Source organism: Alkalihalobacillus sp. R86527 (assembly GCF_042466185.1).
In the GTDB taxonomy this organism is placed as follows: domain Bacteria; phylum Bacillota; class Bacilli; order Bacillales; family Guptibacillaceae; genus Guptibacillus.
The window spans coordinates 3684000-3698262 of sequence record NZ_JAXHBW010000001.1; the positions used below are offsets into that span (position 1 = coordinate 3684000).

The following is a 14263-nucleotide window of genomic DNA, read 5'->3' on the forward strand; positions in this document are numbered from 1 at the left end:
CTCTTAATGTTTGAAATGTCTGATGCCGGTAAAGACCATCGTGATCCCATATTCATTCGCTTTTTTGATAGAATCTTCATCACGAATTGACCCTCCCGGCTGTATAATCGCTGTTACACCGGCTTTTCCGGCAGCTTCAACCGTATCATCCATAGGGAAAAAGGCATCTGAACCCATAACGGAACCTTTGATTTTCTCACCTGCTTGCTCAATCGCGATCTTAGCAGCACCTACCCGATTCATCTGGCCTGCTCCTACTCCCACCGTTTGGTCTTTGTTAGTGAGTACAATCGCATTAGATTTCACATGTTTGACTACCTTCCAGGCAAGCTTCAAAGCTTCCCACTCTTCATCAGTTGGCTTTCGATCGGTTGGTACAGTTAATTCTGCTTCATCGAATCCATATTGATCTTGTTCCTGTAGCAACAATCCACCATTAACAGAAGTGAGCTGATGTTCGATACCACCAGATGCATGAACGTCTAGCGTCAATAATCTGAGGTTCTTCTTCTTAGTCAGAACAGCAAGGGCTTCTTCAGAAAAAGAAGGAGCGATGATGATTTCTAAGAAGATTTCTTTTAATTTCAAAGCCGTTTCCTCATCGACTTCTCGATTCAATGCGACGATGCCACCGAAGATTGATGTGGAATCTGCTTCATATGCTTTTTGATAGGCATCTACAATCGTTTCCCCAGTACCTACTCCACAAGGGTTCATATGTTTAACCGCAACGACCGCAGGCTTTTCAAATTCTTTTACGATGTTAAGGGCCGCATTTGCGTCATTAATATTGTTATAAGAAAGCTCCTTCCCGTTCAACTGCTTTGCGGATGCAATCGATGCATTTTTGGAAAGTGGCTTTTTATAAAATACAGCTTTCTGGTGTGGATTTTCTCCATACCTGAGCGTTTGGTTCCGTTCAAACGTTACGGTATAGGACTCTGGCTCTTCTTCACCAGATTTTTCTGTTAAGTACTCTGAAATAATCGCATCATATGAAGCTGTATGACGAAATACTTTCGCAGCAAGTTCCTGACGCAAGATCCCTGTGGTATCTCCATTCTCCTGTACTTGAAGAAGCACACGCTCATAGTCAGAAGGATGCACAACAACAGTTACGTCTTTATGATTTTTTGCAGCCGAACGTAACATCGTTGGTCCGCCGATATCGATATTCTCAATTGCTTCACTGTACGTCACGTCAGGTTTTGCGATCGTTTCTTGGAATGGATAAAGGTTCACAACGACGAGATCAATCGGTGTAATACGATGCTCATCCAGCTGCTTTTGGTGATCCTCATTGCCTCTAACAGCGAGAAGGCCACTGTGTACATTAGGGTGAAGGGTTTTAACACGGCCATCTAAAATTTCTGGAAACCCTGTTACATCAGAGATCCCAACTACGTTGATCCCAGCATCCTCAAGGGCACGCTTTGTACCACCAGTTGAAATAATCTCAATGCCTTTGTCTGCAAGTCCTTTAGCAAACTCGGTAATGTTTGTTTTATCTGATACGCTGATTAATGCACGTTTGATTGTCATCGTATTACCTCCTGGTACCAATTGATTTATCTTGAAGAAGAGAATGAATCACGGCTGGATATAGCCTGTGTTCGACAGCTTGTATCTTTCCCTCTACCTCTTCTCTCGTATCTTTTGTACTGATTCTAATCGTTTCTTGATCGATGATCGGGCCTGTATCCATCCCCTCATCAACATAATGTACCGTTACCCCGCTAATTTTCACTTTCGCCTTCATAGCCTGACCGATTGCATCTTTTCCAGGAAAAGACGGAAGAAGAGATGGGTGAATGTTAATGATTCTACCTTCAAACGCACGAAGGAGCGTTGGTCCGATCAACCTCATGTATCCAGCAAGAATAATTAACTCTACACCTGCATCGTTAAGTTGCTGAAGAATGAAATTTTCAAACTCTGCTTTTGAATCATACGATTTAGGATAAAAGGAAAGGACAGGAATGCCGAAGCGCTCTGCCCTTTTTTCTACTTTGGCACCAGGTCGATCACAGACCACTAATGCGATCTCGGCATCGAGTGATCCTTTCTCGATCGCGGATGCAATCGCTTCGAAATTCGAACCACTCCCTGACGCAAATACTGCTAGCTTGCTCACGTTAAATCACCACCGCCGAATATGAGTTGATCGCCTTTTGTAACGCGACCGATTACAAATGCCTGCTCGCCGTCTTTTTCGAGCTGTTTAATCACTTCCACAGCATCTGACCCAGGTACACTAAGCACCATACCAACGCCCATGTTGAACGTGGTGAACATCTCTCTTCGAGTAAGCTCCCCACTCTTCTCAATAAGCTCAAAGATTGGAGGGATTGGCCATGAACCGTAATCGATTTGAGCCGTAAGACCTTCTGGAAGCATACGAGGAATATTCTCTTCGAACCCGCCACCAGTAATATGCGCGATTCCATGGATCGTATGAGACTCTAATACGTTTAAGATCGGTTTCACATAAACACGAGTCGGTGCTAGCAACGCTTCTCCTAGTGTCGTTCCAAGTTGATCAAACGTTTGATTAAGATCCATGCTGCTCTGTTTAACGACCTTCCTGACAAGAGAAAAACCATTGCTGTGAATACCGTTTGAAGCAAGACCTACTAACACGTCTCCTTCCTTCACATCGGTAGGTTGAATAAGCTTAGACTTTTCAACCGCACCAACGGTAAATCCAGCAAGGTCATAGTCGTTTTCTTGGTACATATCAGGCATTTCTGCCGTTTCACCGCCGATTAAGGCACAGCCAGCAAGTGAACAGCCTTCCGCGACGCCCTTCACAATTTCTTCAACTCGTTCCGGTCTAAGTTTGCCAGTAGCAATATAATCTAGAAAATAAAGAGGTTCAGCTCCTTGCGCTACGACGTCGTTCACACACATTGCAACACAATCGATTCCAATCGTATCGTGCTTATCCATTTCAATCGCGAGCATGAGCTTCGTTCCAACACCGTCTGTTCCTGAGATAAGGACAGGCTTCTCGTAGGGAAGTTCAGATAGATCAAACATCCCACCGAATCCACCTAATCCTCCCATAACGCCAGGACGAATCGTTTTATTCACGTGTGTTTTCATTCGATTAACTGCTTCATAACCAGCTTCAATATCGACTCCAGCATTCCTATAAGCATCCGCCATAATAAACCCCCAGTTAGACTTTTTCGTATGGATGAACGGTATCAGGATAGATCTCTGTAGGATACGATCCAGTAAAACAGCCAAGGCACTGCCCACACGAGCTGCTTTCATCGTCTCTACCGATTGCATCTGTCATTCCATCTATCGATAAAAAGCTTAGCGTGTCAGCGCCAATTTCATCACACATCTCATCAACACTCATCTTCGCTGCAATTAGTTCACCCGAATTAGACGTATCGATCCCATAGTAGCAAGGGCTTATGATCGGTGGTGCACTAATTCGAACATGAACTTCTTTCGCACCCGCTTCTCTTAACATCTTCACGATTCTTCTACTAGTCGTACCGCGAACAATCGAATCATCTACAATGACCACTCGCTTTCCTTCAACGACTCCTCGAACAGGTGCAAGCTTCATTTTCACACCTTGTTCTCTTAGCTCCTGAGAAGGTTGGATAAACGTTCTTCCTACATACCTGTTTTTAATCAAGCCCATTTCATAAGGTATTCCTGATTCCTCTGCATACCCAATGGCTGCAGATATGCTTGAGTCCGGAACACCCGTCACGATATCAGCTTCGATCGGAGCTTCTTTTCCTAGCTTTTTACCAAGGTTTTTCCTTGATGTATGCACGTTAATATTCTCAATATTGCTATCTGGTCTGGAGAAGTAAATGTATTCCATACTACAGATTGCACGAGGCATAGGGGATGAGAAACGATCGGACTCAATTCCCTCATCATTGATTGTAAGAAGTTCACCAGGTTGAACGTCACGAATATACTCCGCCCCAATAAGGTCAAACGCACACGTTTCAGAGGCAACAACATATCCTTCACCAAGACGACCTAAAGAAAGAGGTCGTAATCCATTGGGATCGAGTGCAACCATCATCTCGTTTTCTGTCATCAAAAGAAACGCATAAGCGCCTTTTACCATCGTAAGTGCATTCTTCACCTTTTCTCTAAGGTTCAAATACCCGCTTCGTTTGATCAAATGAGCGACTACTTCCGTGTCAGAAGTAGTTTGGAAAATGCTCCCCTGACCTTCAAGCTGATGTTTCAACGCATTCGCGTTCACGAGATTCCCATTATGTGCGAGAGCTAATCCACCATTCTGTGAGCGAAATAAAAGAGGCTGAACGTTTTCGTAGCCTCCTCCTCCTGCTGTTGCGTACCGAACATGGCCAATAGCCGCATTTCCATCAAGTGCCTTTAAATCGTCTGCTCCATACACATCGTTCACAAGCCCAAGTCCTTTATGAAGGTTGAGTCGTTCACGATCTGTTGTCACGATTCCGGTGCCTTCCTGTCCGCGATGTTGAAGACTATGAAGCCCGTAATACGTGAGTGTAGCGGCATCTGCGTGACCCCAGATACCAAACACACCACATTCTTCGTTTAAGCCTTTGATTTCACCAAACATGGAATAGCTCCTTTCCAGGCTGCTTCGAGCTCACTAACTGGTGCATCGAATAGATGATTGTGTTCTTCGTGCATCATCGTTAAGATGCCAGTACCCGTTACTTCACCGATGAGCTTCGCTCCGGTTCTCTGCTCAAATACCTGCTGGTGTTCACCCTTGATTGTAATCAGAAAGCGAGACTGAGATTCACTAAACAACGCTGTCGTGATATCGTCCTCGATCCGAACGATCGCTCCGAGATCCGTTCCGATGAGAGATTCACTTAGAGCAACACTCAAGCCACCTTCAGAAACATCATGAGCGGATTGGACTAGTCCATCTTGAATCGCTGAAAGAACCTGTTGTTGAAGCTCTCTTTCAACTTCAAGATTCAGTGGTGGAGCTTGACCAGAAATCTTGCCGTCTACATATTTCTGTAGCTCGCTTCCACCGAAATCTTCTCCTGTATCACCAAGTAAGTAAATCAAGTTCCCTTCTTCTTTAAACTGCTGAGTCGTTACATGATCAAGATCATGTACAAGACCCACCATGCCAACAACTGGCGTAGGATAAACCGCCACACCATTCGTTTCATTGTAAAGTGACACGTTACCACCGATAACAGGAGCATGTAACATGCGACATGCTTCACTCATGCCATCTGTTGCTTTCTCGATCTGCCAGAAGATCTCTGGCTTTTCGGGATTACCGAAGTTTAAGCAATCCGTTATCGCAAGCGGCTCTCCACCTGAACATACGATGTTACGTGCAGCTTCTGCGACAGCGATCTTCCCTCCAATTTCAGGATCAAGGTAGATGTAACGGGAATTACAGTCTGTCGTCATTGCCAACGCTTTACGTGTTCCACGGACTCGAACAACTGCTGCATCCGAACCTGGAGAAACGACTGTATTCGTTCGAACCATATAATCGTACTGATCAAACACCCACTCTTTGCTTGAGATCGTCGGCTGACCTAGCAGTGTATAAAGCATTTCCTTCGGGTCTTCCACTTTTGGAATCGGCTTATGAAGCTGTTGGTTTTCAATGAAATACTCAGGAATACGCGATGGTTTATGGTAAACAGGCGCTTCTTCAGCAAGCGCATCAACAGGTACTTCAGCAACCATTTCACCTTTATGCAAAAGGCGAAATTTCTTATCGTCGGTTACGACACCGACTTCTTTCGATAAAAGACCCCAGCGATCTATTATTTCTTTAATTTCTGCTTCTCTACCTTTCTTCACAACAACAAGCATGCGTTCTTGTGATTCAGATAGCATCATTTCATACGGCGTCATGCCTTTTTCACGCTGTGGAACTTCATCAAGGTTCATTTCGATGCCCATACCTGCTTTACTCGCCATTTCTGAAGCGGAAGAAGTGAGGCCAGCTGCTCCCATATCTTGAATACCAACGAGTGCATCACTTTTGACGAGTTCAAGACACGCTTCAAGGAGAAGTTTTTCCATGAAAGGATCTCCTACCTGTACAGCAGGTCGCTTTTCGTCAGAAGCATCTGTCAATTCTTCAGATGCGAAGGTCGCACCGTGAATGCCATCTCGTCCTGTGCTCGCACCAACGTACATCACAGTATTTCCTGCGCCAGACGCAACTCCCTTCTGGATGTCTTTATGATCGATCAAACCAACACACATCGCATTCACAAGAGGGTTGCCGTCGTAAGAAGAGTCAAACTGAACTTCTCCTCCAACAGTAGGAATTCCGATACAGTTTCCATAACCAGCTATCCCTGCAACCACTTCTTCAAAAAGATATTTCACCTTCGGATTGCTAAGCTCTCCGAAGCGAAGAGAATTCAATAACGCGATCGGACGTGCGCCCATCGAGAACACGTCTCTAATGATTCCGCCCACTCCTGTTGCTGCTCCTTGATAAGGCTCGATTGCCGATGGGTGGTTGTGACTTTCAATCTTAAACACAACGGCCTGATCGTCTCCGATATCAACGATGCCTGCTCCCTCTCCAGGTCCTTGAAGAACACGATCACCCGTGACAGGGAATTTCTTCAGGACGGGCTTTGAATTCTTGTAGCTACAATGCTCAGACCACATTACTGAAAATAATCCAGTTTCAGTATAGTTAGGCGTACGACCGAGAATCGCTTCTACCATGCCGAACTCTTCATCTGTTAAACCCATCTGGCTATAAAGCTTCTGGTCTTTAATCATCTCAGGTGTTGGTTCATGCATGTGTGACATGGGATTCCCTCCAATTACGTAAAAGTGATTTGAACATCTTCAAGCCGTCTGCACTTCCTAGTAAGTGATCAACCGCCCGTTCTGGGTGAGGCATCATGCCGAGAACATTGCCTTGTTCGTTCACGATTCCTGCAATGTCTTCGATTGAGCCATTCGGATTCTCATTATATTTAAAAACAATTCTTCCTGACGATTTCAGTTCTTCTAAAGTAGCTTCGTCACAATAATAGTTTCCTTCTCCATGGGCGATTGGAATCTTAATATGCTCACCACTCTCATAGGAAGAAGTAAACATCGTTGTATTGTTTTCTACAACAAGCGTTAACGGTCGGCACATGAACTTTAAATTCTTATTCCGCTTCATCGCTCCAGGAAGAAGTCCTGCTTCTAATAAAATCTGAAATCCATTACACACTCCAAGCACTGGCTTGCCTTCTTCAGCAGCTTTTACAACCTCGGTCATAATTGGAGCAAAACGAGCAATCGAACCGCCTCTTAAATAGTCACCATATGAAAAACCGCCTGGTAATAGGATCGCATCATAGTTTGCTAGGCTCTGTTCGTCGTATCGGACATAGGTAGCTTCTTCGCCAAGTTCATCTTGAATCGCATGGTACATGTCCACATCACAATTCGAACCCGGAAACACGATTACCGCAAATTTCACTGCCCGACGACCTCCTCAACTTCATATGTGTAGTCCTCGATCACCGTATTCGCAAGGAGCTTCTCACACATTTCTTTAATGCGCTCATCGACATTTGCCGTATCTTTTACCGTAAGCTCCATATATTTTCCGATACGAACATCTTCCACTTCATCGTAAGAAAGACTATGAAGCGAATTTTTAACAGCACTACCTTGCGGGTCTAGCACACTCTCTTTTAACGTTACATATACTTTTACTTTGTACATGATGCGGATCCCCCTAAACGAGTTAAGATTTTTTCATAAGCTTCGGTCAAATTCCCTATATCTCTTCGAAACACATCTTTATCTAACTTTTCATTCGTTTTCCGGTCCCATAGTCTGCAAGTATCTGGTGATATTTCATCTGCAAGCATTAACTCGCCAGACGGTGTAACGCCAAACTCTAACTTGAAATCCACAAGCGTAACGTCCCGCTCAAGGAAATAGCTTTGGAGGCGGTCATTCACATGTAATGCACGTTCTTTCAAATCCTGTATCGTATCTTCATCTGCCAATTCAAGTTCTAACACGTGATCAATCGTAAGGAGAGGATCACCAAGGTCGTCGTTTTTGTAATAGAATTCAACGAGTGGCTGCTTTAACAGCTTACCTTCGTCTACTCCAGTTCTTCTAGAAAAGCTCCCTGCTGCGACATTTCGGACGACCACTTCAAGTGGAACGATGGTCACACGCTTTACAAGTTGTTCCGTTTCAGAAACCTTCTCGATGAAATGACTCTCGATTCCAGCTTCCTTCAAATGATCAAACAAGAGACTTGTGATTTCATTGTTCAGTCGCCCTTTTCCTGTAATGGTCGCTTTCTTCTCCCCGTTAAAAGCCGTTGCGGAATCTTTGTATTCCACATGAACGACCTCCGGATCTTCAGTCGCATAAATTTTCTTCGCTTTTCCTTCGTACAACATCTCTTGTTTCCCCATGGTGATCTCCTCCGATACGTTGATTTATAATCCTAGACGTTCGAAAATCATATCGACTGGCTTCAGGTGGTAATTGTAATCAAAACAATCCTCGATCTCTGAAGCAGACAGTTGGTTTGTAATGTTTGAATCAGCTTCAACCAGTTCCCTAAACTGGATGCCGCGTTCCCACGCGTCCATCGCTTTCGGTTGAACAAGATCATATGCTTCCTCACGAGTCATACCTTTATCGATAAGAGATAGTAAGACGCGCTGACTGTAAATCAATCCATATGTTCTCGTCATATTGCGTTTCATGTTCTCAGGGAATACCGTTAACTTCGATACGATTCCAGAGAAGCGATTGAGCATATAATTCAAGGCAATCGTTGCATCAGGAAGAATGACGCGCTCAGCTGAGGAGTGTGAAATATCTCGCTCATGCCAGAGAGGTACGTTTTCGTATGCAGTTGTCATGTAACCACGAATCACTCTCGCCATCCCAGTCATGTTCTCAGAGCCAATCGGGTTTCGCTTATGCGGCATAGCTGATGAACCTTTTTGACCTTTCGCAAAGAACTCTTCGACTTCACGCGTTTCGCTCTTTTGAAGCCCTCTTATTTCTACTGAGAACTTCTCGATAGAAGTTGCGATCAATGCAAGTGATGACATGTAGTGTGCGTGACGATCACGCTGAAGCGTTTGAGTTGAGATTGGTGCAGGTTGTAGACCCAACTTTTCACAAACATATTGTTCAATGAATGGATCGATATTCGCATATGTCCCAACAGCGCCAGAAAGCTTACCGAAACGAACACCGTCAGCAGCTTGTTTGAATCGTTCTAGGTTACGTTTCATCTCTTCATACCATAGAGCCATCTTCAAACCGAATGTTGTTGGCTCAGCGTGAACACCGTGCGTTCTACCCATCATGACCGTATATTTATGTTCTTGCGCTTTCTCCTTTAATACATCGATAAACTTCTCGATATCGTTCATCAAAAGATCGTTCGCCTGGTTCAACTGATATGAAAGAGCCGTATCGACAACGTCAGTTGACGTTAATCCGTAATGAACCCACTTACGCTCTTCACCTAGCGTTTCCGATACCGCTCTTGTGAACGCGACAACGTCATGACGAGTCTCTGCTTCGATCGCATGGATGCGCTCAACGTCGAATTCAGCATTCTCTCTAATTTTCTGTACATCTTCTTTAGGAATGATCCCAAGCTCTGCCCACGCTTCACATGCTAAGATTTCAACTTCAAGCCACGCTTTATATCTGTTTTCCTCTGTCCAAATCGCACCCATCTCAGGGCGAGTATAACGTTCAATCATGTTATGTCCTCCTAGTCAATTGTCCTACTGCCAAAGTTTCCATCGAGCCATTCTTTCTTCTGCTTCCTCAGTCGAAGAAGCTAGAAAATTAATATGACCCATTTTCCGATTATGTTTTGCTTCATCCTTGCCGTACAAATGAAGTTTAGCACTTCCTAGCTCACTTATGCTCTCCATGAGGGGGCCGACATGTTGGCCGAGTATGTTCCCCATCACGACAGGCTTCAATAACTCCGTCGCCCCTAGTGGTAGACCACAGATTGCTCGGATATGTTGCTCGAACTGTGATGTTTCACAGGCTTCCATTGTATAATGACCAGAGTTGTGAGGTCTCGGCGCAAGCTCATTCACAAACAATTCGTTTCCTTCAAGAAAAAGTTCGACCGCAAGTGTGCCAACGAGATCGATATCTTGAGCTAACTTCTTGCCAAGATCGCTCGCTTTTTCTTGAATCGATTCGTCTACACGAGCTGGGACGATTGTTTGATGAAGAATATTGTTCACATGAATATTCTCTCCAACCGGGAATGTGGTCATTTCACCCGTAACACTACGCGTTACGACAACGGATAGCTCCTTTTGAAATGGAACCCAACTTTCTACTATACAGGCTACGTCAGGAAACTCAATCCCTTTGATATCGCTGCGTTCCTTTATAACCCACTGACCTTTTCCATCATAGCCGCCAGTACGAGTTTTCAGTACAGCAGGAAAACCGATCTCCTCACATGCCCGTAAAAGCTCTTCCTTCGAATTCACCTTTTGAAAAGGAGCAACCTTAAGTCCAGCCTCTTGAATCGACGTCTTTTCTACAAAACGATCCTGCGTCGTTCGAAGCAACTCGCCACCTTGTGGCATATAAGCGTTCTCTTCAAGCCAACTAGCCGTTTCATGTGCAATGTTTTCAAACTCATACGTTATCACATCACTCACTTCCGCTAGCTTCTTCGCACCATCACGATCATCATATCCTGAGACGACTTCCACATCAGAAACCTGACCACATGGTGAGTCACTCTTCGGTTCAAGAACCGCAATACGATAGCCCATCTCTCTCGCTTTCAGTGCCATCATTCTTCCAAGCTGACCTCCACCAAGAATGCCAATCGTACTTCCAGGTAAAATCATTTTACTCATAGTGTTTCACTACTTTCGAGTACCGATTCTTTCATGTTCATTCGATAATCCTCCAAGCGTGAAGTGATGTCATCATCAAACGTACTCAGAATTTGAGCAGCTAGTAGACCCGCATTCTTTGCACCAGCTTTTCCAATTGCAACTGTCGCGACTGGTACACCACCTGGCATCTGTACGATTGAGAGAAGCGAATCTAATCCATTTAACGTTCTAGACTGAACTGGAACCCCAATGACTGGAAGCGTTGTTTTTGCTGCTACCATTCCTGGTAGATGAGCGGCGCCTCCTGCTCCAGCGATTATCACTCTTAGTCCTCTACTCCTCGCTCCTTCTGCATACTCGAACATTAACTCTGGCGTTCGATGAGCTGAAACCACTTTTTTCTCGTACGATAGTTGAAGTTCATCCAACACATCACATGTATGCTTCATTGTTTCCCAATCTGACGTGCTTCCCATAATAACACCAATTTGAGCCTGCATGCTTTTCCTCCTTAGTGGAAGATCTATTTTGCTAACCATGTATTTTAAACAAAAAGAAACCCGCATAGAATTCTCCTATAATCTTAGAAGAAGCTTCTACCCGGGCGAAAAATCATCATCCAATTCTGTAGACACAGAAATCCACAGAAAATGACTTCACCCTCATAGTCCAACGATTTAAGGTCGTCGGGTAGAAACTTATGGGCCATATTCCCAAGATTATATGAGGTATCGATTTGTTACTCCTCTTTAATAGTAACAAGAGGATTGTTCAGATGTCAACGAAAAATCGAACGATGAGTTTATATTCAATAACATCGTTCGTCTTTTACTTCAATTTACCTTCAAACACTGTTTTTCTTCCATATAATTCTGGTTCTTTAGCACCTTTGCGTTCAATAAAAACAGGCTCTTCCGTACGTCTTACAGGCATATAGCCTTCATCATCCAGCCTCTTTAAGCAATCCGATAAAGATTCGCCTTCCATAACTTCAAACTTCTTTTTCTTTGGCTTTTTCTCCATACACTACCTCCGAATTTTTCTAACCCAGAACCCTCCATGAAAGGTACGTGGCTCATACGAGATAACGAATGCTTTCGGGTCAAGTTCTTCGATGGCTTGATAAAGCTTTCGTTCCGATTTACGAGACGTAAGAATCTGCATCACGAGACGTTCACCTTGTCTACCGTGAGCAAGATAATGCGTAACGCCATACCCAACATCTCTCAGCTTATTTGGAATATCTTCTTCGAGCTTTGTTGTAATCGCATTAACGGTAATATATCCAAGAGCTAGATATTCCTCTATCTTCATTCCTACTATAATACCAACACCGAAACCTAGTGCGTATGCGATAATATTCTGTATTTCACCAAGGTTATCGAGTACGAGTCCAAGACCAATAACATAGACCCCAATCTCCATTGTCCCAGTGACTGCAGCTAAATAACGCTGTCCCTTTAACGTGAGTATTGTTCGCATCGTAAGAAACGATACATACACAATATTAATAAGAAAAATAATGGCTACCATCACTAACCCATTTTCTAACATACTGATCCCCTTTCATCATTCAATATCATAAAATCTTCAACTTTACCTAGCATAACACGCCGAATAATAAAACCGCATGCGTTCTTTATAGAATCAACCCGAAAAATTTCCAATCCTTGTATCGGCAGGTCATTCTATACCATTCACTTCTCCAAATATCTTAAACTGCCTTCTCTTGTTTTTAACAAAGTTTCTCATTGTGCATATACTGGCAAAAAGCCCAGGAGGGGACGTCATGGGAGATCACTGGAGTCAAATGTATGATTGGAAAAATAAGATGAACAAATTCATGGGAGACGATTTCTGGACGGATTTTCAGGATATGTTCGTATCGAATGGTCCACTCGTGAACCTGTATGAAGCAGGTAACGAATTGATCTGTACAGTCTACCTTCCAGGAATCACAAACATTAATGATGTGGATGTCTATATTCACTACCGAACCCTTAAAGTAAAAGGCCAGACGAAGATGGCACTCGAAGGGTACCGAAATGTTCAGGAAGAGTATAAACATGGTCCATTTGAACGGATTGTAGAGCTACCATTCCCAGTTAGAGAAAAACCAATTGATGCTACCTACAAACGAGGGATTCTCATGGTGCATCTCCATCGGTTGATCGATTCGAAGGAAGACAGGAAGCGGCTTAAGATTAAAGATGATGAGTCGAGGGAGGAATAGAGAGCGCGGCTATCGTTGTTGGGACGATAGCTGTTTTTTTGGTGCTTGTGGGTTTTTAGGGTGAGTTCGGGGTGCTAAGGATGCTTGAGGGGTGGGATATCGGCGAAATTGCTGATTTATCAGCGATTTTTGAGAATATATCAGCGGAATTGAGATTATATCAGCGAAAGAGGACTTTTATCGGCGATATGTCGTTTTTATCAGCGAAGCGTTAATTGTAACCAATGGTTAGTCAAAAACACATTCAGACAGTACACGGAAGAGAGTGAATCTGCAGGTTATCTGCGAAATTTTCATTTTATCCGCGAACCCAAACTCCAACCACTAATTACACAAACCCACATTCAGACAACACAAAAAAAGCCAGAGGTCACAATTACCTCTAACTCTCACTTGCCTAACGACGTCCTACTCTTGCAAGGGGAGAGCCCCCAACTACCATCGGCGCGCGAACTTAACTTCCGTGTTCTCATACGGGGCGCGATAAGCTACGAACTCGCCAGCTGCGCGATTCTGGATCCTCATAGATCTCCGACTATCTACTCCGGCCCAGTCTCACTTGCTTCCTCGAATTTTTTGCTTCTCCCACCCCTACGAAGCTTTCGAGGATGTTCTTGCATGACCTCTCAATGAAGATGCCAACCTTACGGTACAGCTCTACAAACCTTTTAAAAAACAAAAAAGCCAGAGCTCTATGCTCTGACTCCTTATTTGCCTAGCGACGTCCTACTCTTGCAGGGGGAGAGCCCCCAACTACCATCGGCGCAAGAGCTTAACTTCCGTGTTCTCATACGGGGCGCGATAAGCGGCGAACTTCTTCGTCAGCTGCGCGACCCTGGATCCTCATAGATCTCCGATTATCTACTCCGGTCCAGTCTCACTTGCTTCCTCGAATTTCTTGCTTCTCCCACCCCTACGAAGCTTTCGGGGATGTTCTTGGATGTAATTCAAGATGAAATACTACCTTACGGTACTACCCCAAAGAAATAAACCATACAAAAAAAGCCAGAGGCTTAACCTCCGGCTTCTCACTTGCCTAGCGACGTCCTACTCTTGCAGGGGGAGAGCCCCCAACTACCATCGGCGCTGAAGAGCTTAACTTCCGTGTTCGGCATGGGAACGGGTGTGACCTCTTCGCCTTCATCACTAGACTATTCAGGTATTCCCTGAA

The 14263-nt window shown here is 44.2% G+C and carries 14 protein-coding genes, 1 rRNA gene and 1 riboswitch; of the genes, 1 reads left to right on the forward strand and 14 read right to left on the reverse strand.

The features are described 5' to 3' along the window. Positions 1-3: 3 nt before the first annotated feature. From purH to SJY16_RS19320, 13 genes are all read right to left on the reverse strand, one after another. Positions 4-1542 (reverse strand): bifunctional phosphoribosylaminoimidazolecarboxamide formyltransferase/IMP cyclohydrolase, encoded by a 1539-nt coding sequence (gene purH / locus SJY16_RS19260; RefSeq protein ID WP_377891730.1) that lies wholly within the window; start codon positions 1540-1542, stop codon positions 4-6. Between the two features lie 4 nt (positions 1543-1546). Continuing rightward, positions 1547-2134, reverse strand: a complete 588-nt coding sequence (gene purN, locus SJY16_RS19265; RefSeq protein WP_377891733.1) for a phosphoribosylglycinamide formyltransferase — start codon at positions 2132-2134, stop codon at positions 1547-1549. Next, positions 2131-3168 carry a phosphoribosylformylglycinamidine cyclo-ligase gene (gene purM, locus SJY16_RS19270; protein WP_377891735.1) on the reverse strand — a complete coding sequence of 346 codons (1038 nt, stop codon included), beginning with the start codon at positions 3166-3168 and terminating at the stop codon, positions 2131-2133. Before purM ends, purN begins: the two co-directional genes overlap by 4 nt. Positions 3169-3181: 13 nt before the next feature. Beyond that, positions 3182-4594, reverse strand: a complete 1413-nt coding sequence (purF, locus tag SJY16_RS19275) for an amidophosphoribosyltransferase (protein ID WP_377891737.1) — start codon at positions 4592-4594, stop codon at positions 3182-3184. Next, complete coding sequence (gene purL / locus SJY16_RS19280; RefSeq protein ID WP_377891739.1) at positions 4570-6795, reverse strand: phosphoribosylformylglycinamidine synthase subunit PurL; 2226 nt, start codon at positions 6793-6795, stop codon at positions 4570-4572. Before purL ends, purF begins: the two co-directional genes overlap by 25 nt. Then, positions 6779-7462, reverse strand: a complete 684-nt coding sequence (purQ, locus tag SJY16_RS19285) for a phosphoribosylformylglycinamidine synthase subunit PurQ (RefSeq protein ID WP_377891742.1) — start codon at positions 7460-7462, stop codon at positions 6779-6781. The genes purL and purQ overlap by 17 nt, the downstream gene beginning before the upstream one ends. Further along, entirely contained in the window at positions 7459-7710 is a 252-nt protein-coding gene (gene purS, locus SJY16_RS19290; RefSeq protein WP_377891745.1) for a phosphoribosylformylglycinamidine synthase subunit PurS, read from the reverse strand. Before purS ends, purQ begins: the two co-directional genes overlap by 4 nt. Next, a complete protein-coding gene (gene purC / locus SJY16_RS19295) occupies positions 7698-8423 on the reverse strand; it encodes a phosphoribosylaminoimidazolesuccinocarboxamide synthase (protein WP_377891747.1) in 726 nt (241 codons plus the stop codon). Before purC ends, purS begins: the two co-directional genes overlap by 13 nt. Positions 8424-8447: 24 nt before the next feature. Further along, complete coding sequence (gene purB / locus SJY16_RS19300; protein WP_377891750.1) at positions 8448-9740, reverse strand: adenylosuccinate lyase; 1293 nt, start codon at positions 9738-9740, stop codon at positions 8448-8450. Positions 9741-9764: 24 nt separating this feature from the next. After that, positions 9765-10877, reverse strand: a complete 1113-nt coding sequence (gene purK / locus SJY16_RS19305) for a 5-(carboxyamino)imidazole ribonucleotide synthase (protein ID WP_377891751.1) — start codon at positions 10875-10877, stop codon at positions 9765-9767. Then, a complete protein-coding gene (gene purE, locus SJY16_RS19310; RefSeq protein WP_377891753.1) occupies positions 10874-11359 on the reverse strand; it encodes a 5-(carboxyamino)imidazole ribonucleotide mutase in 486 nt (161 codons plus the stop codon). Before purE ends, purK begins: the two co-directional genes overlap by 4 nt. A gap of 145 nt (positions 11360-11504) precedes the next feature. Continuing rightward, positions 11505-11606, reverse strand: a riboswitch (purine riboswitch). Positions 11607-11687: 81 nt separating this feature from the next. Continuing rightward, positions 11688-11882, reverse strand: a complete 195-nt coding sequence (locus SJY16_RS19315) for an NETI motif-containing protein (RefSeq protein ID WP_377891756.1) — start codon at positions 11880-11882, stop codon at positions 11688-11690. 3 nt (positions 11883-11885) lie between these two features. Then, the gene (locus tag SJY16_RS19320; protein WP_377891758.1) at positions 11886-12413 is read right to left on the reverse strand and encodes a DUF2179 domain-containing protein; all 528 of its coding nucleotides are present in this window, start codon (positions 12411-12413) and stop codon (positions 11886-11888) included. A 235-nt stretch (positions 12414-12648) separates the two neighbouring features. Here SJY16_RS19320 and SJY16_RS19325 point away from each other — a divergent pair, with 235 nt between their 5' ends. Beyond that, complete coding sequence (locus SJY16_RS19325) at positions 12649-13092, forward strand: Hsp20/alpha crystallin family protein (RefSeq protein ID WP_377891760.1); 444 nt, start codon at positions 12649-12651, stop codon at positions 13090-13092. Between the two features lie 1034 nt (positions 13093-14126). Here the strand turns inward: SJY16_RS19325 and rrf are convergent. After that, a 5S ribosomal RNA gene (gene rrf, locus SJY16_RS19330) occupies positions 14127-14243 on the reverse strand. Positions 14244-14263 lie beyond the last annotated feature (20 nt).